This is a genomic window from Actinomyces timonensis (assembly GCF_040702965.1).
Lineage (GTDB): Bacteria > Actinomycetota > Actinomycetes > Actinomycetales > Actinomycetaceae > Actinomyces > Actinomyces timonensis_A.
Genome location: NZ_CP159989.1, coordinates 954,631 through 981,628 on the forward strand (window position 1 = coordinate 954,631; position 26,998 = coordinate 981,628).

Here is a 26,998-nt window from a genome sequence, read left to right on the forward strand (position 1 = left end):
GACTACGGGCACGGCGCCCATCCGGCACCCCGAACGGAGGAGCTCCGGGCGCGCCCCTCGGCGAGCGCGGGCGCGCGGGACCCCGGGGCTCCCTAGCCGCCTCAGTAGTCCATGCGCATGGCGGCGCGCACCGCCCGCAGGGTCTCGTCCGCGACCTCGTTGGCCCGCGCGTTGCCCGAGGCCAGGACCGCCAGGAGGTGGTCCTCGTTGGCGGCCAGCTCCGCGCGGCGCGCGCGGATCGGCGCGAAGTACTCGTTGACCGCCTCGGTGGTGAGCCTCTTGAGGGCGCCGGCCCCGCCGTCGCCGATGCGCTCGGCGATCTCCTCCGGGGAGCCCGCCCCGCACAGGGAGGCGAGCATGAGCAGGTTGGACACCTCCGGGCGGCCCGCGGGGTCATAGGTGATGACACGGTCGGAGTCCGTCTTGGCCTTCCGCAGGGCCTTGGCGGTCTCATCGGCGCTCATGCGCAGCTCGATCGTGTTTCCCCGCGACTTGCTCATCTTCTCCCCGTCCAGCCCCAGCAGCAGCGGGGCCTCGCCGAGCAGCGCCTCGGGGCGGCGGAACACCGGGTGGGACCTCTCCGCCCGGCCGTAGCGCTTGTCGAAGCGCTGGGCGATGAGGCGCGCCTGCTCCAGGTGTGGCAGCTGATCCTTGCCCACGGGCACGAGATTCGCCTGGCAGAACAGGATGTCCGCCGCCTGGTGGACCGGGTAGGTCAGCAGCAGGCCGCTCATGGCGCGCCCGGCAGTGGCCTCCAGCTCGGCCTTGACCGTGGGGTTGCGGTGCAGCTCGGACTCGGTGACCAGGGACAGGAAGGGGAGCATGAGCTGGTTGGCGGCGGGCACCGCCGAGTGGGCGAAGATCGTCGAGCGCTCCGGGTCCACCCCCACGCTCAGCGCGTCCGCCGTGAGCGACAGGACGCGCTCGCGGATGGGGCCCACGCCGTCGCGGTCGGTGATGACCTGGTAGTCGGCCACGAGGATCCAGGTGTCGATGCCCATGTCCTGGATCGGCGCCCAGCTCCGCATCGTCCCGAAGTAGTGGCCCAGGTGCATGTTGCCGGTGGGGCGCACGCCGGTGAGCATCCGGTAGCGGCCGGGGTTGAGGGGCATGTCCGCCTCGATCTCGCGGCTGCGCGCGATGGAGCGGGCGAGCGAGGCGTCGTCGACGGCGCTGGCCAGGGCCTCCTCGGCGGTGGAGGGAGCCTGGGCGGCCGAGGCGGTGTCAGATGCGGGGGAGGACGTCATGGCGCACATCCTAGGCGAGGGCCGGCGCAGGGCGTCGTGCCCCTGCCCACGGGGCCCGCCCGCGCTCAGGGGAGCGGGCGCCGTGAGGGTGACGACGGGGCGGCCGAGGCGGCGGCCCTGGTGAGGGTGGCCAGGTGACCGCGCAGATCCGAGGCCCCGGCGGCGAGGTCGAGGCGCTGGCAGCTCGCCGCGAGGGCGTCGAGCTCGGCCAGGCGCTGCCGCACGGTCTCGACGACTCCGGAGGCCGCGGCGGAGAGCCCCGCCGCGGTGGCGGGCAGCTGGGGGTCCTTCGACGCCGGTGACCCCGTCCACAGCATGAGCAGCTGATTGGGGATGGCCATCATCCGGCTGGCCTCACCGATCGTCGCCACGGCCTGGGCGCTGAGCGCGCGGTGCGCCTCGGCGGCCCGCTCCATCTCCTCCAGCCCGGCCGCCAGGCTCTCGATGAGGTCGGGGATGGACTCGGCGGAGTACCGCGTCTCGCCGACGTCGTCGATGAGCTCAACGGTGAACAGGGCGGTGATCGTGGCGTGCAGGCGCGCCAGGGCGATCCGGAAGCGGGTGCGGGCGCCATTGGTGTCCAGCCGGGCGAGGGATTCGACGAGGCGGTTGACCAGGGGCGAGACGATGCCCTGCATCTGCGTCCACAGGTCGAGCAGGTCGGCCAGGGGCTTGACGCGGGCATCGCCGCGGTCGAGCGTGGCGGCGGTCAGGCGGGAGTCGGCGAGGGACTCGGTCAGAGAGGTCCCGGCGGACTTGAGCGCGGCCGACAACTCCGCCAGCTCTCCTTGGCCGGCCATCCAGGAGTCCAGGCCCTTGGAGATGGCGCTCACGGAGGAGAGCATCTCGGCCAGGTCGCCGGTGGCGCCCGGGCGCTGCGGGATGCCCTCGGACAGTTCCTCCCTGCGGGCGACCTCGGCCGGCAGGGCCGCGTTCTGGAAGTCCTCGTAGGAGGACAGCCCCGCGGCCGCGAGCATCTCGGCGATGCGGCCCAGCCCCTTGACCGACGCCTCGCGCCGGTTGTCCCCGGCCTCGATGGCGGCGCCCTCCACGGCGCGGGCGTCGCGGTAGATCGCGCAGGCGGTCTCGAACAGGTCGTCGCGCGTGGGGCGGGTGCGCACGGAGAGGTAGCCGCCGTCGGACAGGGGCGTGACGGTGGCGAAGACCGCGTACTCCGAGCCGTCGGCGGCCAGGTTGCGCACGTAGGCGGCGAAGGGGCTGCCCGCCTGAAGGGTGTCCCACATGGCCTTGAAGGCGCCGCCGGGCATCTCCGGGTGGCGGATGATGTTGTGCGGCGCGCCGGAGAGCTGCTGGCGGCTGTAGCGGGACAGCTCGATGAACACGTTGTTGGAGTGGCGGATCACCCCGCGCGCGTCGGTGGTGGAGAAGAAGATCTGGTCGACTCCGACCTCGTGGGTGGCTCCTGAGGCCTCGGGCATGATGGTGGAGGGTCTCCTTGCGAGTCGGTCAACGCGAGGAACCGATCGGTAGTCGCGCGTCTAATAACAAACGGATGACATCAGACGTTTAGTCCCGGGGGCGCTCGGCCAGGCGCGGGGAGTCATGACGCCGACGGTGAGGACCCGCGGGCGGCTTCTCACCGCTACGGCGGGAGGGTCCCATCGGGGCCCGGCTAGCGGGAGCGCTCCGGCTCCTGGGCGAGAGGCTCGCCGGAGAGGTAGATGCGCATGGAGAGTACCTCCATCGTCGTGGTGTCCCCGGGGCGGTCCTGCCGGCAGACGGGGCCCTGGGCGCTCCCGACGGTGGAGACCGGCGCGGGCGCCGGGGCCCGCCGAGCCCGGCGGGCCAGCGCGAACGCGGAGGTGTGCGGGCGGGGGACCGCCCATGTGGAGTCCCACATGAGATGCCAGTCACGGTTGTGGGCCTCCGGCAGGACGACCTCCTGCTCCTCCAGGGTGCCGTTGATGACGACGAGGAGGTCGTCGTCGCCCCAGGGGGCGCCCGAGCGGAGCATCTGCACGGTCCGGCAGCCCGGGTCGTGCCAGTCCCAGTGGCCCATGCGCTCGCCGTCGGCCCTGAACCAGGACAGGTCCGGCATCGTGTCGGGCTCGCCGTCGATGAGGGCCGGGGCGCCCGTGGCGAAGCGGTCCGGGCGCAGCACCGGGTGCTCCTCGCGCAGGCGGATGAGGAAGCGCGTGATGGAGATGAGGTCGCGCTGCCAGATCTCCAGGTCCCAGTCGTACCAGGAGATCTCCGAGTCCTGGCAGTAGGAGTTGTTGTTGCCGCCCTGGGTGCGGCCCATCTCGTCCCCGCCCAGGATCATCGGCGTGCCCGCGCTGATGAGCAGCGTGCCCAGCAGGTTGCGCGCTGAGCGGCGGCGCAGGACCTCGATCGGCCCTCCGCCCATGCCCTCGGCCACGGGGCCCTCCCAGCCGTGGTTCCAGGAGCGGTTGTCGTCCGTGCCATCGCGGTTGTCCTCGCCGTTGGCCAGGTTCTGCTTGTGGCCGAAGCAGGTCAGGTCCCTCAGCGTGAAGCCGTCATGGGCTGTGATGAAGTTGACGCTCGCCAGCGGGCCCCGGCCGCCCGGGTACTCCCCGTGGCCGAACAGGTCCACTGAGCCGGACAGGCGCGTGGCCAGGTCCCTCAGGTCCGAGCCGGGGCGGCCCTTGGACAGCTCCGAGGCATCGGCCAGCCAGAAGGAGCGCACCCCGCCGCGGTAGCGGTCGTTCCAGTCCTTGAAGGGCTCCGGGAACTCGCCGGTGCGCCAGCCCCCCGGGCCCACGTCCCAGGGCTCGGAGATGAGCTTGACGCGCTTGAGGACGGGATCGGTGCCCATCGCCGACAGGAGCGGGTGGCGGGGGGTGAACTCGGCGCCGTGGCGGCCCAGGGTCACCGCGAGGTCGAAGCGGAAGCCGTCGATCCCGACGTCGGTCGCCCAGTAGCGCAGCGAGTCCAGCACCAGCTGCACCGCCCGCGGCGAGCGGAAGTCGATGCTGTTGCCCGTGCCGGTGACATCCCCGTAGACGGCGGGCCGCTGCGGGGCGTGCAGGTAGTACTCCAGGTTGTCCAGGCCCCGGAGGGACAGGGATGGCCCGTCCATGCCGCCCTCGCAGGTGTGGTTGTAGACGACGTCCATGATGATCTCGAGGCCCGCCTCGTGGAGGATCGAGACCATGCCCCGCAGCTCGTCGAGAACCGCCTCGGGGCCGGCGGCCCGGGCGGCCGCCGTCGCGTAGGACGGCTCGGGGGCGAAGAAGGAGAGAGTCGAGTAGCCCCAGTAGTTGCGCCGGCCCCGCTGTTGGAGGAACGGCTCGGAGAAGGCCGCGTGGATCGGCAGGAGCTCGATCGTCGTCACCCCGAGGGCGCGCAGGTACTCGATGGTGGCGGGGTGGGCGAGTCCGGCGTAGGTGCCGCGCAGGTCCTCGGGGACGCCGGGCATCCGCAGCGTCATGCCCTTGACATGGGTCTCGTAGATGACCGTGCGCTCGGCGGGCACGCGCGGGCCGGGGACCACGGGGAAGCGGGGCCCGCCTGTGACCACGCCCAGCGCCGTCCTCCCCAGCGAGTCCAGCTCCGAGGGGGCGAAGGGGGCGAGGGCGGGGGAGAGGTCGTCCTCTACCGTGTGGGCGTAGATCTCCGGGGAGAGCGTCGTGGTGCCGCTGGTCAGGCGCGCGTAGGGGTCCAGGAGGATCTTGCGCGGGTTGTGGAGGAGCGCCTCGGAGGGGTCCCAGCATCCGTGGACCCGGTACCCGTAGCGCTGCCCGACGCCGACGCCGGGCACGTGCGCGTCCCACGCGCCCTGCTGCGGGCCGTGCATGCCGACGCGGCGCTCGGAGACGGGGGCCCCGGCGTCGTCGACCTCGACGAGGCACAGGTCCACCGCCGTGGCGCGAGGGGCCACGACCACGAAGTCCGTCCCATCGCCCTGGGGGGTGGCTCCCAGGCGGGTGCGCTCGAGCGCGCGCGCTGGTGCCAGCGGCGCAGGGGCGAGCGGGAACGATTCGGACACGATCTCCATTGTTGCGCGAGCGCCAACCCGGGCCAAACGCCGGGCGCGCGCCTAGGGCTGAAAGCAGGATCACCGAGCTGAGTGAGCGGTCACACCCCGCTTTATGGCAATCTTGGACGCATGAAAATCGTCGTCTGCATCAAGCACGTCCCTGACGTGCAGTCCGAGCGCCGCTTCGAGGAGGGCCGCCTCCTGCGCGGCGACGAGGATGTCCTCAATGAGCTCGATGAGAACGCCGTCGAGGCGGCCGTCAGCCTCGCCGAGGACGCAGGGGGGGAGGTGATCGCCCTGACCATGGGCCCGGAGGACTCTGAGGACGGCGTGCGCCGCGCCCTCCAGATGGGGGCCGACTCCGGCCTCATCGTCGCTGACGACGGGCTCGCCGGGGCCGACGTCGTCACCACCGCGCGAGTGCTCGCCGCCGCCATCGAGCGCATCGGCGGCGTGGACCTCATCGTCACCGGCATGGCCTCTCTTGACGGAATGACCTCCATGCTCCCCGGGGCGCTCGCCGCGGCCGCGGGCGTGCCCGCGCTCACCCTGGCCACCGAGCTGGAGGTTGCCGACGGGGCCGTGACGATCCAGCGGGCCACCGGCACGCTGCGCGAGACCCTGCGCGCGCCGCTGCCCGCCCTCGTCTCCGTGACCGACCAGGCCAACGAGCCCCGCTACCCGAACTTCGCCGCCATGCGCGCGGCGAAGAAGAAGCCCCTCGACGTGCTCTCGTTGGACGACCTCGGGCTGGAGGGCCTGGGCGATCCCGCCGTGAGCGTGGTGGCCGCCCAGGCGAGGCCGGTCCGCGAGGCGGGCATCATCCGCACCGACGCCGGGGACGCGGGGCGCGAGCTCGCCGCCTGGCTCGTCGAGTCCAAGCTCGTCTGAGGCCCATCCGAGGCTCCTGACGAGCCTCGTCCGGGGCTCGCCAGCCCGTCTGAAGTCCGCTCGCGTAGGCGTCTGATGCGCGCCCGCCGCCCCTACGACCCAAGGAGATCCCGCATGCCCCACACGCTAGACGCCCCGATCCTCATCCTGGCCGACCTCGACGATGCCGGCCGCCCCACCGGCACCGCGCTGGAGCTGCTCTCCGCGGCCCGGTCGCTCGGCCCCCACGCGGTGGCCCTCGTGCTCGGCGAGGCGGCCGCGGCGAGCGCCGTCGCGCCCGCCCTGGCCGCCGCTGGCGCGACCCGGCTGCTGGCCGCCGCCGTCCCCGCCCTGGCCGGATGCGCCGCCGACGCCCTGGTCGCCGCGGTCCGGGCCACCGGCGCCGCCGCCGTGCTCGTGGCCAGCGACTACCGCGGCAAGGAGATCGCCGGGCGCGCCGCCGTCCTGCTCGGCTCAGCCGCCGCCAGCGACCTGGCCGACCTGCGCCTGAGTGAGGGGGGCGACGCCATCACGGGCGCCAAGCTGGTCCTGTCCGGCTCCTGGTCCACCACCTCCGCGCTCGCCCTGGGCGGTCCCGCCCCCGTGATCGCCGTGAGGCCCGGCGCCTACGAGGCCGCCGCCGACGGCATCGCAGAGCTCACCTCCGAGGCCCTCGAGGTCGCGCCCGCGCCAGAGTCCGCGGCCGTCGATCTCGTGGAATCGGAGCGCTCCGCCGCCGCGGCCGGGCCCGAGCTCACCGAGGCCCGCGCCGTCGTGGTCGGCGGGCGCGGCGTCAACGGCGACTTCGACCTGGTCCGCTCGCTGGCCGAGCCGCTGGGCGCGGCCGTCGGCGCCACGCGCGTGGCCTGCGATGAGGGCTGGATCGAGCGCAGCGCCCAGGTGGGCCAGACCGGCGTGAGCGTCTCCCCGCGCCTGTACATCGGCCTGGGCGTCTCCGGTGCCGTGCACCACACCTCCGGCATCCAGGGCGCGCAGGCCATCGTGGCGGTCTGCGATGACTCCGAGGCTCCGATCTTCGAGATGGCGGACTTCGGGGTCGTCGGCGATGTGACCGAGGTGGTCCCGCAGATGGTGGCCGAGCTTGCGCGCCTGAGGGGCTGAGCCCGCACGGCTGCGGGACTGGCTCGTCCCCGGGATACCGTCTCGGCTTCGCGTTGCCGTCTCGGCCCGGGGATACCGTCTCGGCCCGCATTTGCGCCCTCAAACTGCGAGGATGAGGGCGTAACGCCGGGGTGAGGCGGTATTTGGAGCGTGAGGCCGTAACGCCGGGGTGAGGCGGTATCCCGGGGGTGAGGGCGCAGGCCGTCATATCTCAGCACGCGCGCCTGGCGACGGCGCGCCGTCGTCTTACGAGCTCCGTCAGGCATGGGGCTGGCATGGAGAGTGCGGGCCAGCGATGGGCGGCTCAGCGGTGACTGTCCGCGTGGATGAGGAGACCGGGCGCCGGGCCTCCCGGATCGCGGAGGACTGCGGCTTCGCCCCGTCATCGGTCACCCGCGCTTTCTACCGCCGGATGATCAGGGAGAACGCGATCCCTCCCAGGCTCAGCCGCCCGGTGCTCAACGATGATTCGCGCGAGGCCCCGGCGGAGTCGGAGCGGGTCCTCGATTCCTGCGGCGCGCTTCGGCGGCCAGGGAGGTCTTCGCTGAGCTTCTGGATCTGAACCTGATGCCGCGCGCCGGCATGGCGCCCAGGTTCCTCCGGGATGTCAAGCGGCTCAAGACGCGGCATGCGCGTGGAGGACCTTTGCGAGGTGATCGTCCTCGTGCTGGAGGACCCGGAGGAGTCCGCGGATGAGCTCCGTCGTCGTCATCGCATGCATCGCTCGCGTGGAGGCGGGAAGGGCTTGCACGACTGCCATGTGGCGAACGCGGGCGATTGGCTCGTGGCCTGGTGGAGCGGTATGGCGTCGCGGTCTTCGCGCGGACTGGGACGCATGAGGAGATCGTTGTCCGACTGGGTGGTGAGCCCGCGCTGCGGGGCCTGATGTCATCCTCGAGCCTTCGCCCCAAGTCATTGTGGGCGGGCCCGCGCGCTGTGGGCCCGCGCGCTGTGGGCCCGATGTGCCGGCACGCGCCGCCCTCGGCGCCGGGATACCGTCTCGGCCCCGGGATACCGTCTCGGCCCCGGGATACCGTCTCGTCCCGCATTTGCGCCCTCAAACTGCGAGGATGAGGCCGCAACGCCGGGGTGAGACGGTATTTGGAGCGCGAGGGCGCAAGGTCGGGGCGAGACGGTATCCCCGGGGCGGGGCCGCAGGATGCTGAGCCACCGATGCGTTGGAGCGGGGCCTCCGGCGCTTCAGGCGACGGTGCCTTGGGCGAGGACGCGCTGGCCGTCGGGCCCGCCGTAGACGACGACGGACTGCCCGCCGGCAACCCCGCGCAAAGGCTCGCCGAGCTCGACGTGGAGGGCCGCGGCGTCGGCGTCCACGGTGACGCGTGCCCGAATGGGGCGCCCGTGGGCGCGCACCTGCACGTGGGCGTCGGCCCATCCGAGCGGCCCGGGGGTGGCGCCTGAATCAGTGCTCGCGCCTGAATCAGTGCCCGCGTCCTCTCTCGGTCCCAGCGGCTCCGGGTCGGCCAGGAGGATGAGGCCGTCGGCGTCGAGGCTCCTGCGCTGGAGGAGCTCGGCCGGGCCGACGACGACCTCATTGGTGGCGGGGCGGGTCTCCAGGACGTAGCGGGGCCGGCCATCGGGGGCGGGGTGGGTGAGCCCCAGGCCCTTGCGCTGGCCGACTGTGAAGCCGAAGTAGCCGGAGTGCTCGCCCAGCACCTCGCCGTCGGGCGCCACCATCGGGCCGGGGGAGGAGCCCAGGGCGCGGGTGAGGAAGCCGCGGGTATCGCCGTCGGCGACGAAGCAGATGTCGTAGGAGTCGGGCTTCTCGGCCACGGGCAGGCCCCGCCGCGCGGCCTCGGCGCGCACGGCGGCCTTGCTGGGGACGTCGCCCAGGGGGAAGAGAGCGCGGGACAGGCCCTCGCGGCCGGAGACGGCCAGGACGTAGGACTGGTCCTTGGCGGCGTCGACGGCGCGTGAGAGAGTCAGGCCGGCGGTGTCGCCTGGGCGGCCGTCGCTGGCGCCGCCGGTCAGGCGCGCGTAGTGCCCGGTGGCGACGGCGTCGAAGCCGAGGGCGAGGGCGCGCTCGAGCAGGGCGTCGAACTTGATGCGCTCGTTGCAGCGCACGCAGGGGTTGGGGGTGCGGCCGGCGCGGTACTCGGCGAGGAAGTCGGCGACGACGCGCTCCTCGAACTCGTCGGACAGGTCCCAGGTGTAGAAGGGGATGCCGAGGATGTCGGCGGCCCAGCGGGCGTCGGAGGCGTCCTCGATGGAGCAGCAGCCGCGCGAGCCGGAGCGGGTGGCCTCCCGGTCGCGGGACAGCGCCATGTGGATGGCGACGACGTCGTGCCCGGCATCGATGGCGCGCGCGGCGGCGACGGCGGAGTCGACGCCGCCGGACAGGGCGGCCAGGACGCGCATGGGGCTCCTCGGGGTGGTTGGCTGGGCGGGTGGTGGGCTCTGCGACTGATCGGGGGAGTTTACGCCTGCCTGTTCCTACCGCGCCGCGGGGCGACTCGGTTCTGCGAGGCCCGGTGCTCCACCCCAGTGGCACTGCGATGGGGCCGTGATGCTCGGCGTGGTGGACGGCGAACGAACGTGGCGGTGGCACCGGCTATGATCCCGGCTGTCGGACCGTTCTCAACGAGGAGTTTCGCATGCCGTCAATCAGCCTGGATCACCTGCTCGCCGCCTGCCGCCCTGGCGGCGCGAGCGTTTTGACCTCCGACACGCCGTTGGAGCCCGCGGCCGGGCCTCACGCCTCTGTGGCGCCCGCGAGGTTCGTGGAGGGAAAGAGATCCGTAGTCGCCTATGAGCGCCGCTTCTGGGAGGGGCGTGCCGACTGACGTCGTCCAGTGCCTCATGTGGGTAACCGCACCAACGGTCGGGTCGGACGCGCTCTCACTCCAGTGGAAAATCTCAATGACCACGTGGGCGCAACCATGATCCAAGTAATAGGATCCTGCTGTTGTTGAGGTTGTCTGGTAGCGGGCACGTCATGATAGCTGACGCTGAATCCAAGAAGAACGCCGTCAGGTGAATGATGGTGAGTCGGGCGCGCTTTTGGGGTTATGAGAGGTAGTTCAGGCGAGCGGAGAGGTGGTGAATCCCGGGCGTCGTGACTGGTGGAAGCGAGAGGAAGTTCAAGAGAGGGCACAGGCGCAGTGCATCGTGCGGCGCCCTGGACGCGGAGTCATGGGAGACTGTCTGCGCGTACAGCCGCAACCGCTGATCAACAGTGAGACCCCCGCACGCGAATACACAAGCGGTGCTGGCGATTAACGCGAGCCTTCGTGGTGCGTGCTGGTTGATCCCACGCGCAGCAGCCTGTGCCTCGATCCTCATGACCGCGAGTGTTTCCACGCGTTGCTGGAGCATCCCGGCATACATGGACTGTACGCGGCCACCATGACCAGTGAGGTGGAGGTCCCGCATACGCGGGGCGCGTGGGCGGATCAGGGCCGGGCGGTCGCTGCTCGATGCCGTGCCCAGGCGGCCAGCATCTGGCGCATCCATTCGGGCCTGGGCGCCTGGGCGGGCTCCCACGGCGGGGCCGGGTAGGCCCACAGGGTGGCTTTGGCGAAGGGCGGGGTCGGCACGACCGTCGGTGCGGGGTCCTGGATCCACCAGGCCATCAGCCATGTCACCTGGGTGGCCCGGTTGACCGGCATCCCCTCGGTAAGCGCCACCCTCGCCAGGGGCTCGGTGACCTGGTCGATCAGGGCGTCGAGCTGGGCGCCGCTCATCTCGACGGCGGCCCCGTCGTGGATCGTCAGGCCCACCAGTTCCTTGAATGCGGCGTGGTTGAGCGCCTGGCTCATCGCCTCGGCCAACTCGGCCCGGCACTGCTCGATCATCCGCTGGTCGTCGGGGATCTCGGGCGCCATCTCCGCCCAGTAGATAGGATCGGTCATCTCCCTGGGCCCCATCATCGCCGGGTCGTAGCCGATCAGCTGGTCCCATCTGGGAATCAAGGAGGTCAAAAAGGGATCCCTGGCGGGGTTGGCCGCCACCCAGTCGGCCCAGAAATCGATCGATTCCTGATCGCTCATCGTCTCCGGCACCGCCTTGCCGAGATCGAGCTCGGGATCGGGCGTCATCTCGGGTTCTGTCAGTGCTGTCATCGGTCTCCTCCTCGATCAGGGTGTCCAGGCTCAGGTGGGCGAAAGTGCCCTCATTGTGGTGGGCGCCGGTGGGCATCTGGGGTCATCTCCTCGTCGGAGGACGCCACGGATACAGTTCCATCCTGGCTCAGGGCACCGACATGAAACGGGATTTCAATCCCCCGGCGGGGCACCGGCTCGCGCGCCGGCGCCCGTCCGGTAGGGGCCAGGGCGGAGCGAGTGGGGGGGCATCCCCGCGTACGCGGGGTGCGCCGGTTCTGGCTGTCGCCAAGGCCGGACCCGCCCACAGGTGGGCAGTGGGAACCGGACCGGGGGCGTGGACAGCCCGGTGCCGCCATCCAGGCTCCTTAGTCGCCCGACTGGGCCGGCGGCAAGGCCTGCTCACACTCCCTCAGCTGGCCCCCTACCTCACCGTCCGCTGCGCGACCGCTCGCGCACAATCCGCAGGTCCACCTTCACCCCGAATGGTCGAGTCTCGCGTCTGCGGCCCGTGCATGAGCTAGACCCACCGCACTCCCAGCACACCACGCTTTCACTACGCGCTGCCCGACAAGCGGGCGGTCTCACATGGAGCTACCCCGCTCCGGGGTCTCCTCGTCGAGCTTGGCCAGCGCGCGAGCCACCGTCGACTTGCCGACGCCGAGCACCGGCGCGATGTGCGCGAGGCTCTTCCCCTCGCCGCGCATCTGCGCCGCAGCAGCGACCCGGATTGGGCTCATCACATTGGGACGGCCACCGACGCGCCCCTGTGCACGAGCATGCTCCAGACCCCGCATCGTGTTCTGCCTGATCGTGTCCACACGCAGCTGAGCGAACACGGCCACGATGCCGAACAGCGGCCGCCCCATAGGCGTGGTCGTGTCGATGTCCGGCTCGGTCAGACTGCGGATGTTCACGCCGCGCTCGGCCAGGTGGTTGACCGTCTCAATAGCCATCTTCTCGCTGTCGGTGATGCGATCCAGCCGGCGCACCAAGAGCGTGTCACCCGAGCGCAGATAGTCCAGGCACGCGATCCACTGCGGCCGGTCCTTGACACGGCTCGACTCGCCACGATCGATGAACACCCGCACCGCTCCTGCGGCGCGCAACTCAGGCCTCCTGAGCCTCGGGATTCTGCTCTCGCGTACTCCCCCGCGCGTAACCGACACGGGTCATCGACTCACTCCTGGTCCGTCGTTGCCAGGCGCTCGGTGGCTCTGCCCTGGCATGTGCATGGTGGTGCGTGCCTGCGGCGCGCCAAGCGGGCCACTCTGGGGCCGGCGCACGGCCTCGCTGGCGCTCGTGGGGAACGACAGCCGGGCGTGCTCTGCGGCGCGCCAGGCGGCGTCTCGTTCGCCCTGCGGGGTCGCCTTGCTGACGATCTGATCGAACATCTCGCGCAGCGGCCTGAAGTCCCGCTGCTCGGATGCCGCTCGGCTCGCGTGATCGTTGGTCGCGCCGTGTATCTCGCGCCAGTCGAGCTGCCAGCCGGCGTCGCGGGCGACGCGGTTCCAGAACACTCGTTGCGTCCGACCGTTGCCCGCGCGGAACGGGTGCACGTAGTTGAGCTGGTCGTAGTGGTATGCCAGGCGGTCGATGAACTGCTCGCGGCTCATGCCGCGCAGCTCGTGGTCGGCGCGCAGCTCGCGCTCGGCGTAGCCGGCGGCGCGGCTGATCATCGACACCGGAAGGAAGAACTGGGCTCCCTCCACGTTCTTGCGAATATCGACCGTGCGGCTTCCCCCGCCCAGTCGTAGACGTCCTGGAACAGATGGCGGTGGATCGCGCGCAACTCGTCGAGGTCGCCGGTCGGCTTTACCGGGTGATCCATGAGCTGCACCAAACGGGCAAACGAAAGGTCGCCCTCGGCTTCATCGAGGGCGACCTTCGTCTGTGCGCCGACCTTGTTCCTCAGCAGCCCCGTCTCGGGATCGAGATACGGGTCGACGAACTCAGTCGAGGCCATAGCGTGTGCGCGCGCGGGCCACCAGCTCATCAGAGTCGATGCGGCCAGCGACGTACTCGGCGGCGTCCTGGCGGCCGACAGTCGTCACCGGCAGACCCTCCATCTCGCCGCTGTGGATCGCCTCGGCCACGCGCAACTCGCGCTCGGCCGCGGTCGTCGCGGTGGTTGCCGTCTTGGTGGCCACGGGGCGCTCCTCTCGCTCGGCGCTAAGTCCATTCTAGTCGATTTCCCGAAAACGGTCTAAGGGCTGTATGGGATTCGGTACAGAGTTTCGGCCTGGCGTGTCGCACTCTCGTGATGATCGCCGGGCAGCTGCCCAGAAACCGATCGTTATCGGGCCAAGGTACAGCGTGGGCACCCGTGCGAAGCCTCGCGTGCACCCCGCGTACGCGGGGTGCACGTTGGCCGTCGCTGTCGGCGCGTTGGCCGACAGGACGTCGCCCAGTTCTCTCAGGAGCGTGTCGTGGTCGGCCGCAACGGCGCAAGGCCCATCTTCGGGCAGAAGCGGCGATGGCATGAGCCGATCATATCGGCCTGCTGTGCGCACACGGGCCAGCGAGAAGGGCGTCAGTCGGACATCGCGCCGAGGACGGCATCGTAGTCCTCACCCGAGATCCGCCCCTGTAATCCCGCGGTGTACAGATCCCACCCCTGGTCGCCCTCCTCGGGGGGCAGGGAGGGGTCCTCGCCTTCGGGGGCGCGCTCCTGGACCAGGCCCATGTCGTAGTGGCTGGCCATTGTCACCAACTCGGAGCGGGCGATGTTGCCGGCCACGTACTCGTCGATCATGCGCTTGACGGTCAGCAGGCGCTCCAGCCCGAGCCGCTCCAGCGCCTCGGGCGCCTGCTCGTGCAGCATGGCCTCCACCTAGCCCGCGTCGATCTGCTCGCGCCAGGGGCGTGTGCAGTCATACGTCGTCGTCATCTCTGCTCTCCTTTTCCAGGGTGCTGCGCCCTGACTTCGTCTTCAGAGGCCGCGTGCCACCGCGGCGGCGGCGTGCAGCCACGCGGCGCGCGTGGCCGGGGCGAGCTTGTCCGAGCGCAGCGACTGCTCACGCATCGCCTTGTCGTAGGGGACGGTGATTACCTCGCGCGCCGAAGCGCGGAAGCCCTCGACCAGGGACTGCGCGCTAGCCTCCTCCTTGTCCCCCTGTGAGACCACGACCACGGCGTTGGCCGCCAGCGCAGTTCCGCGCTCGTCGCGCCGCACCAGGCCCTCCAACAGCAGCCTACCGGCCTCAGCGTGGTCGGGCCGCGTCGTCGTGGACACGACGATCTGGTCCGCGTGCGAGATGATCCGCAGCCAAAGCTCGTCGCCCTCATCGGGATCATCCCCGCGCGTGCGGGGGAAACGTTTTGGCGTTGATGCGCCAGCAGGTCGGCGACGGGATCATCCCCGCATATGCGGGGTGCACGCCTCCATCTACTCGCTGCGCGAGCCCATGGGGGGATCGTCCCCGCATATGCGGGGGAAACCCGAATCTTCGATTACGCGGAATGCCCAGCCTGGGATCATCCCCGCGCGTGCGGGGGAAACCCCGGCGCGCCCGGCCCTCGCAGCGCCAAGACCGGATCATCCCCGCGCGTGCGGGGGAAACTCGGTCATGGAGACCGTGGCCGGAGGAGCGAACGGATCATCCCCGCACGTGCGGGGGAAACTGGCGTGAGACAAACGCCGATTTTGGCCGTATCGGATCATCCCCGCGCGTGCGGGGGAAACGTGGGGTTCTGTTTGGTGTAGCGGTGTGGTATGGGGATCATTCCCGCGCGTGCGGGGGAAACGACGAGCTCACCGCCCGGGGCGTGAGCGTGACCGGATCATCCCCGCGCGTGCGGGGGAAACCCAAAAGACTGACAAAGGCATCACGTACAACCCCGGATCATCCCCGCGCGTGCGGGGGAAACCACAAGGTGTTCCGCCTCACCTACGGAACCGTCGGATCATCCCCGCGCGTGCGGGGGAAACCTGCGTGACCAGCCGTGGTCGGACGCGGTCCAGGGATCATCCCCGCGCGTGCGGGGGAAACGCCCCTGGTGGTCGCGTGTTTGGGTGGTACGTAGGATCATCCCCGCGCGTGCGGGGGAAACCGCGCGACCGTCGCCGCCCTGGAGGGGCTCCTGGGATCATCCCCGCGCGTGCGGGGGAAACATGTCATGTCCTCTCATGGTGGGGGGCGGTCAGGGATCATCCCCGCGCGTGCGGGGGAAACGAGCTCGACGACGACATCTAACCCCCGATTCCGGGATCATCCCCGCGCGTGCGGGGGAAACTCGACTTTTCGTTGCGAGCGCTGATACCGATCAAGGATCATCCTCGCGCGTGCGGGGGAAATGTACCCTCAAAACGGAGGTGGCAGCCAGCCCACAGGATCATCCCCGCGCGTGCGGGGGAAACTGGTCCCTGCTTTTGAGGAAGTGTTTGTGGTGGGGATCATCCCCGCGCGTGCGGGGGAAACTCAGGGACGAGACAGATGGAAATTCATCTATGGGATCATCCCCGCGCGTGCGGGGGAAACGAGCCAGGGCCCCGGCGCGTACTCGCCCACCGGGGATCATCCCCGCGCGTGCGGGGGAAACGAGCCCACTCTGGCCAGCACCGGCCTAAACGCCGGATCATCCCCGCGCGTGCGGGGGAAACCGTGCGGGGGAAACTCGGCGCTGGTCGTGAACTCGAACCCCATGCCGGGATCATCCCCGCGCGTGCGGGGGAAACGAGCGGCACGCTGAGGAGACCGACACGGGGTCGGGATCATCCCCGCGCGTGCGGGGGAAACTTCGAGGGCCTGGGTGAGGGCATCAGCGCGTCGGGATCATCCCCGCGCGTGCGGGGGAAACTTGCTAAACGAGTCCGCCAGGCCCGGCAGATACGGATCATCCCCGCGCGTGCGGGGGAAACGTGAAGAACCAGCGGCCCCCTAGGGGGAGGTTCCGGATCATCCCCGCGCGTGCGGGGGAAACCCGCGGGGCTCACCCTCGCGGAAGCCGCGAAAAGGATCATCCCCGCGCGTGCGGGGGAAACTCCGCGCCGAAGCGGGAACCGCCACGTGGTTCGGGATCATCCCCGCGCGTGCGGGGGAAACCCCTCATCCGCTGCCGCCGCCACGCGCGTGGCCGGATCATCCCCGCGCGTGCGGGGGAAACACACGGTCGGCATGGGCATCAGCCCCGACGGGCGGATCATCCCCGCGCGTGCGGGGGAAACAACCACGCCTCAGATCCACGGAATTCGTGGAGCGGATCATCCCCGCGCGTGCGGGGGAAACGCCTCGGATGGACGTGATGATCTCGGCGATCTGGGATCATCCCCGCGCGTGCGGGGGAAACGAGGGGGTGACCCCGGCGGCGAGGGCTGCGGCGGGATCATCCCCGCGCGTGCGGGGGAAACGGCGCGGAGGGATCCGCACCAGGCGCGCCCCGGGGATCATCCCCGCGCGTGCGGGGGAAACGCGCGAGGGGTGAGGGATAGAAAGCCCCGGGGGGGGATCATCCCCGCGCGTGCGGGGGAAACCAGAGCCCTAAGCTTGAATATCTGAACTTAATCGGATCATCCCCGCGCGTGCGGGGGAAACCCGCCCTCTCAGCGCAGGAGAGGGCGGTCAGGGGGATCATCCCCGCGCGTGCGGGGGAAACTGAAAGGTCCTTGCAAGGCTCTTCAGAGAAGTCGGATCATCCCCGCGCGTGCGGGGGAAACTGCGTGGTTCGCCCGAGCACCAGGAGGTAGAGGGGATCATCCCCGCGCGTGCGGGGGAAACCCGTCTGACGCGGCCCCTGGCCCCCCGGCACGCGGATCATCCCCGCGCGTGCGGGGGAAACCCGCCCTCTCCGCGCAGGAGAGGGCGGTCAGGGGGATCATCCCCGCGCGTGCGGGGGAAACGACTGTCGCAGGGGGACCAGGCTCCTGGAGGTCGGATCATCCCCGCGCGTGCGGGGGAAACGCTGGGACGACGGCTACTCCGGGGGGCGAGCCCGGATCATCCCCGCGCGTGCGGGGGAAACTGACCAGGGGAAACACGGTGTCATGAAAAATCCGGATCATCCCCGCGCGTGCGGGGGAAACAGACTCTGTCCGGGCTCGACACGGCTTGGACAGGGATCATCCCCGCGCGTGCGGGGGAAACCATACCCTCCTGGGTGGGGAGAGCGGTGCACCAGGATCATCCCCGCGCGTGCGGGGGAAACCGAGCAGCAGCAACGCTTGCACGATGCCCAGTAGGATCATCCCCGCGCGTGCGGGGGAAACTCCCCCTTTCTAAGAATGAGTTCCTATCATCATGGATCATCCCCGCGCGTGCGGGGGAAACGCGATGGGAGGCACCAGGTCCTATGCGCTGTGAGGATCATCCCCGCGCGTGCGGGGGAAACGCTCGCCGGCGAGAGACGTTTTCAGGCCCCCCGGGATCATCCCCGCGCGTGCGGGGGAAACCCCATCTTGGTGTACCTGGCTGACACGGGACGAGGATCATCCCCGCGCGTGCGGGGGAAACACTTAGCGATCGTTGAGATCCCAACGGTGCCGTAGTCTACAGGATGCCGTCTGCCTTCACTGCGAACCTAGCGCGCGCTCGGCGGAGTTGCGGTAGCGCCGTCGGCGCGCCGCGATCGACCAGGACTCCCGAGGGCCCTTGACTGCGCCGGGCACCGCCGTGGAACCCTCGATCTGGCGGTACGGCGTCCGCATCACCAGGCAGCCCTCGATGTCCACGGGTTCCCGATCATGGCCGAGCGAAGCGACCGAGAAGTGCTGCTCCGAACGGGTGGACCAGATGAGCAGGGCGCGCCCGTCCCCGATGTATGCGCGTACAAGCTCCCACAGCTGTTCGCGTACCCGGGCAGACAGGTGACCGACGAACACCCCTGGGGATACCTCCATGAGCCACCGTGTGAGCGCACCACGCAAGGATGCCGGAGAGGCCGACAGCACGAGTACTACCACCCGCCCGCCTCCTCTACCTCGGCGTAATTCGCTCCACCGTTGATGACCCCCCTCTGGTAGTCCCACAGAGAGACCACATTGACGCTCAAGTCATCCGCCTGTCCAACTTCGAGGAGCTGGTAGATGTCCCTCACCGTCCTCTCGATGATCCGAAGCTCGAAGACCTTGTCGCGAACCCGACGACGCGTCGTCGCCGTCACGTCCGTCATGCCCTCGGCGACGACGTCGAAGGCAATCGGGATGGTCGTCTCCGCCTTGTACAGGTCGGCCATGTCGTACACGAAGGAACGCTCATGGCCTGTATGGACGAAGCCCAAGCCCGGTGAGCAGCCCAAGGCGACGATCACCCCGTGCACCACGCCGTACAGCGCCGCATGGGCAGCCGACAGCGCCTGGTTGATCGGGTCCGAGGCTTCGAAGTCGTCGGGACGGTAGTCGCGCCGTGTCCACGGCACTCCCGTTCGTCGAGAGTTCTCCCGGTAGACCTCGCGCACCCGGGCTCCCTCCCGCCCCCGGAGCTGCTGCATCGTGAGCCCCTCGACGTTCTCGCCGTCAAAGCGCATGCAGTACATCTTGCGCGCGACCTTGAGCCTCTTCTGAGGAGATGAGACCCGTGCCGCCTGCTCAACGAGTAGCCGTGTGGAGGTCGCCAGGGACCGGCCGTGAGCGTAGTAGCGCACGCCCCGTTCCCCGACCCATACCGCCGTTGTCCCGCACTCACCGAGCAGGCTCATCGCTTGGTGGCTCACCGAGGTGCCCGGACCGAGGAACACGGCAACCAGTGACGCAGCCGGAACCCGGATAGTGCCCTGATCGTCACGTGCGGTCAGGGCACCATCCTCCCGGTGGACGACGCAGTGCTCCAGGTAGAGGAAGGACATCCGGTCCTGCACTCGTGGCAACGCAGTTACCGGAACCGGGGGCAGCCGGGCCACTGCTCAGCCCTGCCTGCTCCGCGCGAGCGTCATGAGCCCGCAACCGTACGCCTTGGAACGTCCAATTCCGGAGGTCAGCGAGTGGCGTAGAGCATCCGGGTCGGTCACCCGGAGGACTCCTTCGAAGACCGTCCGGTTGATCGTGACGCGGTCACGAGTGCCGCTATCGGGGTTCTGCCGACCGAAGACCGGTCGTTCTCGGTGCACGACGACGAGGGAAGCGTCATCATCCCGGTCCTGGGAGACTGGCACGAGCGAGAAACCGAACCTTGCTGCACGGTCGAGCAGCCACTGACGTTGCTGCGCTACGGTGACATGGCCGGCACGCTTGCCACGGACACCAGGCCCCTGTGGCAGCGCCCGTGAGGGATTGGCGGCCAGACGGAACCCCCAGGTCTGTCCTTCCTCAATGCGTTGAAGGAACGGGGAGTAGTCCAGTGTCCTGGCTACCGTCCCAGCCACACCGGCTTCGTCAACCAGTGTCCTGCAGTCCGGTTCCGAGTGGGAGAGCAGGTAGAGCGACGTCGTGGTCGTCCGGTCCACACGCCACAGCACCCGACCGCCATCCTCGCGGTCGTCACCCCCGGTGGCCTTGAGGACGACTGCGTGCATGACCTGCGGTGATCCCAGGTACTTGCGTGCCAGCCTCCGGCCAGGATCCAGCTCGATCTTCGTCAAGAACATGTCTGTACTCCCTCCAGCTCGGACATGGGGTCGTGAGAATCAGGGCGTGCGTGGCCGAGCTGCACCCATTGGCGCTCGACCTCCCTGAACCCGTAGTCGCGGCGCCGCGGGTCGAAGGAGAGCGGAACGTCACGGCTTCCGTAGGACAAGCGACGCTCCGAGACTGTAACAGCGTCATGGTCAATGAGGATCTCCGCCCTGAATGCGTGGCGCTGGCGACGCTGAAACCACCCGGATGCCTGCCAGGGCTCGTTCTGAAGCGCTGTGAGCAGCGGGGCCTCTCGCAGTCCCAACGACACCGGCTGCGTCGGTGGGCACGACCTGCGCCCCAGGTACAGGGGGAAGGCGGGGCGGCGGAGCGCCTCGTCGAGGCCCTCCAGAAGCGAGCGGTCCCCCTCGATGCCGGCCAGGAAGACGGCGTCGGCGATGTAGTAGCGGTTCGACAGCGGCATAGAGGTCTTGCCGTCCAAGGTGCGGGCGGTGTGGAAGTCCCGGATGACGCTGCCGGGCTGGTCCTTGCGCACACCGAAGCTCAGTGACAGCAGGTCCTCGACGGGGTCGGTGCGGCGTCGCCCGACAGCGGCGGCCAGCATTCCGATGACACCGCTCTTCGTCGGAGCAGGCTCAGTATCTCGGACCGTGAATCGTGAGGTCACCCCCCATGCCTGCATGGGTCCTGCGAGTCGCAGGAGGAGGACGGTCATCAGGCCAGCTCCTCGTCGAGGACGCGCGAGGCCAGCACCTGGCTGACCCGCGCCGGCAGGTCAGTGAAGGTGAGCCGCTCACCCAGTGAGGCCACGGCGTCGGAGTTGATCAGGGAGACGACGAAGGATGCGGTCGGTCTCGTCCCGTAGGCGTCCTCAATGCTGGTCGCGTACTGGGCCAGTGCCTGGACGGAACGAGTGAGGTACCCATTGGCCGCGTCCGTGGGAACCGCTGTCTCGAAGGCCCCCACCAGTGAGACCGGCTGGTCCTCGCGCACGGTGACCACGACCGTCTCCGGCAGAGTGCGGTTGGCGAAGGTGTTCTGCTTACCGGTGGGCATGGACAGGCAGAAACCGGAGATGAAGGCCTCCAGCGCGCGCAGCGTCGCCTGGCCGTCCCCGAGGTTCGTCTTCAGCAGGTCGATGTTGACCGTCGCGTAGCGGTACATGGTCGCCGAGGCGAACTCGACGGTGCCCATCATGCCGGCACCCGCGTCCTCCTCCTCGGAGCGGTTCTTCTCGTCGTCGACGGCGGTGAAGAAGTCGTACTCGTTCTCCGCGGCGTGAGTCGAGATGGCGTGGGCCACCTGGCAGGCGGCGTCGACGTTGAGATCGGCGTCGTCGGCGACCATACGGCCGAAGAGCGAGACGTCGACAGCATGCTCCTCCTTGAAGATCCTCTTGACCTCCTTGGCATCTACGCCGGCACCGTCTCGCTCAGCGGTGATAGCGAGGCCGGCAAGCCGGTCGACCTGGCTGCGAGAGAGGAACAGGAGGTAACCGGACTCCTGAGGGGCGTCCTGCTTGCCACGAGGCGACGCGAGCTTGATCTTGGCTGCCTTGAAGACACCCTCGGCCAGAGTAGTGGCCCGGTCCTCCAGGTCAGGGGCCTGGGCCGTGATGGCATCGGCGAGGACCTTGACGACCCGCTTGGTTCGCGTACCCAGGTCGGAGGCGTCGAGATGATCGATGAAGTGCAGCCGGGTGGCCCGCTTCCAGGACTGGCTGGAGACCCGCAGGCGCCTGACCCCTCCGTAGACGGCGGACTTGGGTGAGCCGGAGTCGTCGCGGTTGACGCAGCTCGGCGGGACGGACTGGATGACGTGGATGTCGACGAAGGTGCTCATGTCAGTTCTCCGGGGTAGATGATGTGGGGGACGAGGAAGTGGAAGGGGTTGAGGACTTGCTGGGATCCTCAGATGTGCGCAGGGACGCGAATTGGCGTGACCAGCGCAGGCGGACGGTCTTGGCGCCGTCCGGTCGCTGGAAGGTGACGAGGTCGTCGGCGAGCATGGCGTGGTCGAGCGGGATGCTCTTCGCTCGCAGCTGGGAGATGAAACCCCTGAGATGGTGCTGCAGCTCGGTGATACTCGTGGAGGTGACCAGGGCGTTGAAACGTGCTCTGGTGGAGGGGTTCTCCTCCTCCCCAACCCCGATCAGGGCGCGCGCGGCACCGCCCAGTCCACGGCCGGGCACGAACATGGGCTCGGTCCGCGACTGCTGGTGGACCGCGTACAGCGTCATTGCCGTGTGGACGGCGATCTCCTCCCACGTAGGGGCGTCACCGGCGTGCTCGGGGACCTTCACCTCGGTCAGGCCCCAGACCTCGGGGTTCTCGCCCGGGGCCTGGCTCGCGGCCTTGCGCAGGGCAGCGAGCTGGCCGCGTGCGGCAGACTCGTTGTATTGAAGGTGCCGGCTCTGAAGCCCACGTGGACCTCCTATGCGCGTGTCGATGGTTCTCCCCGCGACACCGAGCCGCCGGGGAGGTCTGCTGGACGGAGGCGCCGCCCCCGCCGTGTCCGAGGCAGTGGTGGTCTGCGAGTCGCTCATGCCGGTGTCCTTTCTCCGTCGTTGACGGGGGAGTCCTGATGATCGGGGCGAGGTAGAGATGCGCTGAGCGCTCGGTTGAAGAAGAACAGGGCGCGGCTGACGTCCATGCGGCTGGATCCCTCACCGCGGCCGGCGAAGGCGGTGCTCGGGGCCGAAGCCGTGAGGATCTCCTGCTGCCTCCAGGCCTCGCGCCACAACAGCTCGCGCCACTGGTCGCGGGCGGTCTCCGGGACAGCGCCGTCGAGTGAGGCCAGCCAGCGGGGGAACTCCGCGTCAATGATCCGGTAGAAGGCAGCGCTGGCGCGATCTCGGGCCGCTGACGCGGTATCGGGACTGCCTCCGCTGGCGCGGTCCAGGTTCGCAGCAAGGTTGCGCACGTGAGCGACTACCTGCTCGGTCTGCTCCATGACGTCATGGACGATGGCGGCCATGCGCGCATTCTCAGGATCTAGCAGGCCTGCCGGCAGTGACAGGGTGTCGCTGACAAGCTCGGAGACAACGGCTTCCTGTGCTCCGTACTCCATGCCGACCGCGTGCAAGGGGACGAGACCGGTTCGCGGCACCACCCCGTCGCGCATCAGCCGCTGGTAGAAAACGACGACGGCTGGTGCCCTGTAGCGGGTGATCTCACCGGCTCCCTTGACGCTCACTGAGGGACTCAGCTGGGCGACCACGGTCGATAGCCCCCGCCACAATGCGCGGTCGGTAGGCAGCTTGCGCGGCATGAAGACCGTCCCGCCGAGCTTCTTGGTCTGAGGCTCGGAATAGCGCCAAGCGGTCATCGGCTCAACCGAGTACCGGTTCTGGGGAGTGGCCTTGTCCCCATTGCCCAGGAACAGCCCGCAGACGGAGTCATCGTCCCCGTGCAGCAGGACGCGACGGGTCTGCCAGGTGTAGCAGTTCACCGGCCCTGTGGGGCTCATACTGCTTGAGCCCGCCGGGCCGTCCGGACCCCGCTCCCAGGGGGCGATGTCCCGCTCGGGGTCGACCCCCTCAAGGTCAGGTACCTCCTCGGTCGCCACCGTGTTGAGCAGCAGGGTATGCGCCAAGGTGTCGCCGGAGATGAAGACCGTTCCGACCTGCCCCGCCCATCCCGGGCCGATCGGAAATCCCTTCCCTTTTTTTACCGCAGGGTCCCCGACCGCCCCGGATCGGATCCCGGAGGGATCGAAAGCATGAACGTGGATGAGCCACCGTGCCGCCTCCGCCCAGGTCATCTGCTCAAGTCCCGAGGCCATCCGGGTCGTGAAGAAGGGTTCTCCGTTGGGGACGTCCGCGATCAGGGATGCGAGCGCAGAGATCTTGCCGGACGCAGCGTGGATCCCCGCCACCTGGAAGAACGGCTTGTCCGGGTGGCGCAGGTCGAAGCGGTCCCGGTAGCGCTCCAGGTAGGCGACGGCATCCCGACTCAATTTCGCTGGCTCGTCCCAGTACTCCTCCCAGGTGTCCAGGTCCTCAGGGCCGCCCATGGTGCGGTGGCAGATCGCCAGGAGCAGACGCAGGATCGCCACGTCCTGGGTGGCGATCTCCCCGTGGATCGCGGCAATGTCCTCCGCCTGACGGAACACGGTCAGCAGCGAGACCTCGTCAGGGGAGCCGTCCAGGCGACTGACCCTGATCCAGGGCTCGTCCAGCAGGTTGAAGGTGGGTGTCATGGTTCGCGGACCTCCTTGAGTCCAGTGGACGAGTCGTACTCCAGGGGCGTGCCGAGCAGCTGCGCGCGGCCGTCCGTCAGGGGCAGGATCAGCTGCCCCCTCAGGTCGCGGTCATCCTGCCAAGCACGTGCGACACGAATTCCGATCGCTTCGAGCTCGTCGATGGCCTGGTCCATCCGGCGGCCCTTCGTCAGCCCGGCAGGGAGGCGGACTGAGGACATGAGCATCGTGCGCACCAGGTCGCGGTTGGGAGTCTGGTTCAGCGGCAGGATGCTGCCCTGCTCGCCGGGTGCACAGGGCAGGGTCCTCAGCTCCTCCTGGCCCCCGACCCACCGGCTGGTGATGAGAATGACCTCCAGGGAGTCCTCGCCGTCGCGTACCTGGGCGCGCGCTGTCTCCTCGCTGTCGCTGGCCGTAGTGTGGAGCCAGTCGACGAGGTTCTTGCGCCCGCCCGCGCGGTGAGGTTCAGACAGAAGGAAACCCTCGGCAGCACCGTGCTTGGCTGAGGCCTCCTGCTCGGCGGTCGCGCGTGCCCGTCGCACCGCGTCGCCCCAGGCCGGAGGTACCTGTGCGCCAGCCCCGTACACGGCCTCGATGAGCTGGTGGACGTCCTGTGGCGTGCGCACCATGCCCCCACCTTCCAGGACCCGACCGAGGGCCGCAGCGCTCAGGAGCATGTCCTGCTCGCCGTAGATCGCCTTCGCGCCCGGCTCGATGCTCGGGTCGGGGCTGTTCAGGGAGGGCAGCCAGTCGACGTAGCACGTTGGCACGGTTAAGCGTGGGGGCCGTGGCCGGTCGTGGCGGTGGAGACGTCCCATGCGCTGGAGGATGAGGTCGATGGGGGCCAGGTCGGTGACGAGCAGGTCGAAGTCGACGTCCAGTGACTGCTCGACTACCTGGGTGGCCACCACGATCGCCCGGTGCGGACGCTGCGGCCCCGACCGGGGCGGTCCGAAGCGACGCAGCAGGTCAGCGTCCTTGGCCTGGCGGTCGGCGATGGTGAAACGGGCGTGGGTGAGGCTGACCTCCTCGCAGAAGACCTCGCGTAGCTCCTCATAGGTCTCCTGAGCCCGGCGCACGGTGTTGCGCACGACGAGCGCGCAGCCGCCGTCGGCCAGCGCCTCGCCCAGCAGCGGCACCAGGCCTGGTTCCTTGCCCAGTCGTCGCACGCGGACCTCGCTGGAACGCCCCGAGGAGGAGACCGCCTCCACCCGGGTTCCCGTGGCGTCCACGCTCACCAGGCAAGGGAAGGGCGTGCTCACGGGCTCGGGCGAGGGCGTCTTCGGTGGCTTCCGGCCCGACGCCAGGTCCAGGCCGCGCCGGTAGGCGTCAGCCATCTGGGCGCTGCGCGCCTGAGACAGCGTCGCTGACAGAAGGATGACCGGCACGCCGTAGGAGGCGAGCCAGGTCAGTGCCCGGTCCAGGTAGACGTTCATGTACGTCGAGTAGGAGTGCACCTCGTCAACGATGACGACCTTGCGCGACAGCCCCAGGTGCCGCAGCGCCAGGTGCGGAGCGCGCATGGCGCCGAAGAGCAGGTGGTCCACGGTCGTCACGACGAAGTCGGAGAGCATCGACTTCTTCCGCCCGCTGAACCATGACAGGATCGCCAGGTCCGCACGCTGGCGCTCCTGGGCCGTCGGAGTCGTCGCCCCGTGCTCGTCGCGACCGATGTCGGACGGGCGGGGCCCGGGAGCATCAGGATTGTCCCCACCGAGGCCGCTGAGAAGACGGTCGTGGATCTCCCAGCCCCTGCGGCGCAATCGGCCTGCCTCACGGTTGAGACGGGCCCGACCGTGCTGGAGCGACACCGCGAAGGCGGACGGCGCACCATCGGCAGCGTAGGACTCCTCAATGTGCTCCAGCCAGTCCAGTTCCCGGGCGAACATCGCGTCCGTCGTCGCCTGGGTGGGCAGGGCGAACAGGACCCCGGACCGTCCCGTTCTCGCGGCCAGTACCTCGGCGGCCAGCTGCGCGGCCTCCGTCTTGCCTCCTCCGGTGGACTCCTGGATGACGAGCATGCCGGGCAGAGACATGGTGCGGGCGGCCTCGACCGCCTTCGCCTGCACGTCCGTGGCCTGGGATCCTTGCGGAAGAGAGAACCGCGACGTCAGGAGATGGTCGGGGGAGCGCCCGTCGTCGTGCGGACGCCAGGGCTCGGGAATCTCCAGGCGGGCGATACCCTGGGCGGCTCGCTGTGCGTGAGCCTCAGGCTCAAACCAGGCCAGGGCGTCGTCGTCGAGGTGGACCAGGGGGAAGTAGTCCTCGCAGGAGGCGATCCAGTCGGCGACGATGACCAGCCCGGACAGCTCGACGAGGAAGGGCTGCGACCAACGGCGTGAGGACCAGTGCCCCAGGTACGGGGCGGCGCCCATACGCGACGTGACGAGGTCGAGCAGCTCGTGCTGCACGGCGGTCCACCGCTCATCGCCCAGGAGCGGCCCCCGGTCGGCCAGGTCGTTGAGCATGGCTGTGCTCGCCGGGATGCCGTGATGGGCTCCCACGACCGAGGACAGCGCCTGGGCGCCCGCGCCCGTCCGTCCGAGCGCGCCGGTGAGCCAGCCCTCAAGGATGTGCTGGCCCGCCAGCGCGTGGGGAACCTTGCGACGCTCGAGAGGGTCGATCGTCGCGTGAGCGAGGCCGGCTGCCGTCATCTGGTCGTCGAGCTCGCGCACCTGCACGGAGAAGGCGGGCGTGCACTTGCCGACGTCGTGAACGCCCGCGACCCAGGACGCGAGGAGGCAGAACTCGTCCGTGGGGGACAGGCCCGACTCGCTGCCCGCGAGCTCGCGCTCGATGAGGTCACTGACCGTTGGCGCCAGCCAGGTGCGGGTAAGGTGCTCGGCGACGGCTGCGGCGTCGAGCAGGTGCAGCCACAACGGCAGCCAGCGGCGTCGCTCCGGGTCGTAGCCGGACTTCGCCCAGACCTTCGCTGCCTGCTGGGACAGGGACATGGGGGCTCCTTCCTTGGAGACGGGAACAGACTAGAACGACGTACTGACAGAATGGCCGCGCTCACGTCCGGAATCTCCCC

Annotated in this window: 22 protein-coding genes and 1 CRISPR repeat array; of the genes, 3 read left to right on the plus strand and 19 right to left on the minus strand. The window is 69.6% G+C overall.

The genetic code is table 11. From position 1 onward, the window contains the following. Positions 1-101: 101 nt before the first annotated feature. The 3 genes from trpS to glgX all read right to left on the minus strand — a co-directional run bounded on the left by trpS (position 102) and on the right by glgX (position 5,226). The gene (trpS, locus tag ABXS69_RS04195) at positions 102-1,247 is read right to left on the minus strand and encodes a tryptophan--tRNA ligase (protein WP_366181301.1); all 1,146 of its coding nucleotides are present in this window, start codon (positions 1,245-1,247) and stop codon (positions 102-104) included. 65 nt (positions 1,248-1,312) lie between these two features. Further along, positions 1,313-2,686, minus strand: a complete 1,374-nt coding sequence (locus tag ABXS69_RS04200) for a PAS domain-containing protein (RefSeq protein WP_366181302.1) — start codon at positions 2,684-2,686, stop codon at positions 1,313-1,315. 194 nt (positions 2,687-2,880) lie between these two features. Continuing rightward, complete coding sequence (glgX, locus tag ABXS69_RS04205) at positions 2,881-5,226, minus strand: glycogen debranching protein GlgX (protein ID WP_366181303.1); 2,346 nt, start codon at positions 5,224-5,226, stop codon at positions 2,881-2,883. A 111-nt stretch (positions 5,227-5,337) separates the two neighbouring features. Between glgX and ABXS69_RS04210 the strand changes: the two genes are divergently transcribed. From ABXS69_RS04210 to ABXS69_RS04220, 3 genes are all read left to right on the plus strand, one after another. Continuing rightward, on the plus strand, positions 5,338-6,099 hold the full coding sequence (locus tag ABXS69_RS04210) for an electron transfer flavoprotein subunit beta/FixA family protein (RefSeq protein WP_366181304.1): 762 nt from the start codon (positions 5,338-5,340) through the stop codon (positions 6,097-6,099). Between the two features lie 114 nt (positions 6,100-6,213). Next, the gene (locus tag ABXS69_RS04215) at positions 6,214-7,200 is read left to right on the plus strand and encodes an electron transfer flavoprotein subunit alpha/FixB family protein (protein ID WP_366181305.1); all 987 of its coding nucleotides are present in this window, start codon (positions 6,214-6,216) and stop codon (positions 7,198-7,200) included. Positions 7,201-7,495: 295 nt separating this feature from the next. After that, a complete protein-coding gene (locus tag ABXS69_RS04220) occupies positions 7,496-7,762 on the plus strand; it encodes a type II toxin-antitoxin system RelB/DinJ family antitoxin (RefSeq protein ID WP_366181306.1) in 267 nt (88 codons plus the stop codon). A 638-nt stretch (positions 7,763-8,400) separates the two neighbouring features. On the opposite strand, the gene mnmA is transcribed toward ABXS69_RS04220, so the two are convergent. The 16 genes from mnmA to cas3 all read right to left on the minus strand — a co-directional run bounded on the left by mnmA (position 8,401) and on the right by cas3 (position 26,918). Further along, positions 8,401-9,576: a tRNA 2-thiouridine(34) synthase MnmA gene (mnmA, locus tag ABXS69_RS04225; protein WP_366181307.1), complete on the minus strand. Its 1,176-nt coding sequence runs from the start codon at positions 9,574-9,576 to the stop codon at positions 8,401-8,403. A gap of 1,034 nt (positions 9,577-10,610) precedes the next feature. Next, positions 10,611-11,279, minus strand: coding sequence for a hypothetical protein (locus ABXS69_RS04230; RefSeq protein ID WP_366181308.1), 669 nt, complete (start codon positions 11,277-11,279; stop codon positions 10,611-10,613). Positions 11,280-11,842: 563 nt separating this feature from the next. Beyond that, positions 11,843-12,367, minus strand: coding sequence for a recombinase family protein (locus ABXS69_RS04235; protein WP_366181309.1), 525 nt, complete (start codon positions 12,365-12,367; stop codon positions 11,843-11,845). A gap of 63 nt (positions 12,368-12,430) precedes the next feature. After that, positions 12,431-12,970 (minus strand): Fic family protein, encoded by a 540-nt coding sequence (locus ABXS69_RS04240; protein WP_366181310.1) that lies wholly within the window; start codon positions 12,968-12,970, stop codon positions 12,431-12,433. Beyond that, positions 12,934-13,224: a hypothetical protein gene (locus ABXS69_RS04245; RefSeq protein WP_366181311.1), complete on the minus strand. Its 291-nt coding sequence runs from the start codon at positions 13,222-13,224 to the stop codon at positions 12,934-12,936. The genes ABXS69_RS04240 and ABXS69_RS04245 overlap by 37 nt, the downstream gene beginning before the upstream one ends. Beyond that, on the minus strand, positions 13,211-13,408 hold the full coding sequence (locus ABXS69_RS04250; RefSeq protein WP_366181312.1) for a hypothetical protein: 198 nt from the start codon (positions 13,406-13,408) through the stop codon (positions 13,211-13,213). Before ABXS69_RS04250 ends, ABXS69_RS04245 begins: the two co-directional genes overlap by 14 nt. A gap of 383 nt (positions 13,409-13,791) precedes the next feature. Continuing rightward, positions 13,792-14,082, minus strand: a complete 291-nt coding sequence (locus tag ABXS69_RS04255; RefSeq protein WP_366181313.1) for a hypothetical protein — start codon at positions 14,080-14,082, stop codon at positions 13,792-13,794. Positions 14,083-14,190: 108 nt separating this feature from the next. Next, positions 14,191-14,493: a hypothetical protein gene (locus tag ABXS69_RS04260; protein ID WP_366181314.1), complete on the minus strand. Its 303-nt coding sequence runs from the start codon at positions 14,491-14,493 to the stop codon at positions 14,191-14,193. Positions 14,494-14,548: 55 nt separating this feature from the next. Next, a CRISPR array of direct repeats spans positions 14,549-17,707; the repeat unit is 28 nt; unit sequence GGATCATCCCCGCGCGTGCGGGGGAAAC. 56 nt (positions 17,708-17,763) lie between these two features. Continuing rightward, positions 17,764-18,156, minus strand: a complete 393-nt coding sequence (cas2e, locus tag ABXS69_RS04265; RefSeq protein WP_366181315.1) for a type I-E CRISPR-associated endoribonuclease Cas2e — start codon at positions 18,154-18,156, stop codon at positions 17,764-17,766. Next, positions 18,150-19,091 carry a type I-E CRISPR-associated endonuclease Cas1e gene (gene cas1e / locus ABXS69_RS04270; RefSeq protein WP_366181316.1) on the minus strand — a complete coding sequence of 314 codons (942 nt, stop codon included), beginning with the start codon at positions 19,089-19,091 and terminating at the stop codon, positions 18,150-18,152. The genes cas2e and cas1e overlap by 7 nt, the downstream gene beginning before the upstream one ends. 3 nt (positions 19,092-19,094) lie before the next feature. Next, the gene (gene cas6e / locus ABXS69_RS04275) at positions 19,095-19,775 is read right to left on the minus strand and encodes a type I-E CRISPR-associated protein Cas6/Cse3/CasE (RefSeq protein ID WP_366181317.1); all 681 of its coding nucleotides are present in this window, start codon (positions 19,773-19,775) and stop codon (positions 19,095-19,097) included. Next, complete coding sequence (gene cas5e / locus ABXS69_RS04280; protein WP_366181318.1) at positions 19,766-20,479, minus strand: type I-E CRISPR-associated protein Cas5/CasD; 714 nt, start codon at positions 20,477-20,479, stop codon at positions 19,766-19,768. Before cas5e ends, cas6e begins: the two co-directional genes overlap by 10 nt. Further along, the gene (gene cas7e / locus ABXS69_RS04285) at positions 20,479-21,606 is read right to left on the minus strand and encodes a type I-E CRISPR-associated protein Cas7/Cse4/CasC (protein ID WP_366181319.1); all 1,128 of its coding nucleotides are present in this window, start codon (positions 21,604-21,606) and stop codon (positions 20,479-20,481) included. Before cas7e ends, cas5e begins: the two co-directional genes overlap by 1 nt. Position 21,607: 1 nt before the next feature. Continuing rightward, positions 21,608-22,309, minus strand: a complete 702-nt coding sequence (gene casB, locus ABXS69_RS04290; RefSeq protein ID WP_366181320.1) for a type I-E CRISPR-associated protein Cse2/CasB — start codon at positions 22,307-22,309, stop codon at positions 21,608-21,610. Further along, positions 22,306-23,964, minus strand: coding sequence for a type I-E CRISPR-associated protein Cse1/CasA (gene casA, locus ABXS69_RS04295; protein ID WP_366181321.1), 1,659 nt, complete (start codon positions 23,962-23,964; stop codon positions 22,306-22,308). Before casA ends, casB begins: the two co-directional genes overlap by 4 nt. Next, a complete protein-coding gene (gene cas3 / locus ABXS69_RS04300; protein ID WP_366181322.1) occupies positions 23,961-26,918 on the minus strand; it encodes a CRISPR-associated helicase Cas3' in 2,958 nt (985 codons plus the stop codon). The genes casA and cas3 overlap by 4 nt, the downstream gene beginning before the upstream one ends. Between the last annotated feature and the right edge of the window lie 80 nt (positions 26,919-26,998).

Excerpts from the sequence above, each read along its gene's own strand:
- trpS (WP_366181301.1), bottom strand. The coding sequence starts at position 1,247 with ATGACGTCCTCCCCCGCATCTGACACCGCCTCGGCCGCCCAGGCTCCC.
- ABXS69_RS04200 (WP_366181302.1), bottom strand. The coding sequence starts at position 2,686 with ATGCCCGAGGCCTCAGGAGCCACCCACGAGGTCGGAGTCGACCAGATC.
- glgX (WP_366181303.1), bottom strand. The coding sequence starts at position 5,226 with ATGGAGATCGTGTCCGAATCGTTCCCGCTCGCCCCTGCGCCGCTGGCA.
- ABXS69_RS04210 (WP_366181304.1), top strand. The coding sequence starts at position 5,338 with ATGAAAATCGTCGTCTGCATCAAGCACGTCCCTGACGTGCAGTCCGAG.
- ABXS69_RS04215 (WP_366181305.1), top strand. The coding sequence starts at position 6,214 with ATGCCCCACACGCTAGACGCCCCGATCCTCATCCTGGCCGACCTCGAC.
- ABXS69_RS04220 (WP_366181306.1), top strand. The coding sequence starts at position 7,496 with ATGGGCGGCTCAGCGGTGACTGTCCGCGTGGATGAGGAGACCGGGCGC.
- mnmA (WP_366181307.1), bottom strand. The coding sequence starts at position 9,576 with ATGCGCGTCCTGGCCGCCCTGTCCGGCGGCGTCGACTCCGCCGTCGCC.
- ABXS69_RS04230 (WP_366181308.1), bottom strand. The coding sequence starts at position 11,279 with ATGACAGCACTGACAGAACCCGAGATGACGCCCGATCCCGAGCTCGAT.
- ABXS69_RS04245 (WP_366181311.1), bottom strand. The coding sequence starts at position 13,224 with ATGGCCTCGACTGAGTTCGTCGACCCGTATCTCGATCCCGAGACGGGG.
- ABXS69_RS04255 (WP_366181313.1), bottom strand. The coding sequence starts at position 14,082 with ATGCTGCACGAGCAGGCGCCCGAGGCGCTGGAGCGGCTCGGGCTGGAG.
- cas6e (WP_366181317.1), bottom strand. The coding sequence starts at position 19,775 with ATGTTCTTGACGAAGATCGAGCTGGATCCTGGCCGGAGGCTGGCACGC.
- cas5e (WP_366181318.1), bottom strand. The coding sequence starts at position 20,479 with ATGACCGTCCTCCTCCTGCGACTCGCAGGACCCATGCAGGCATGGGGG.
- cas7e (WP_366181319.1), bottom strand. The coding sequence starts at position 21,606 with ATGAGCACCTTCGTCGACATCCACGTCATCCAGTCCGTCCCGCCGAGC.
- casB (WP_366181320.1), bottom strand. The coding sequence starts at position 22,309 with ATGAGCGACTCGCAGACCACCACTGCCTCGGACACGGCGGGGGCGGCG.
- casA (WP_366181321.1), bottom strand. The coding sequence starts at position 23,964 with ATGACACCCACCTTCAACCTGCTGGACGAGCCCTGGATCAGGGTCAGT.
- cas3 (WP_366181322.1), bottom strand. The coding sequence starts at position 26,918 with ATGTCCCTGTCCCAGCAGGCAGCGAAGGTCTGGGCGAAGTCCGGCTAC.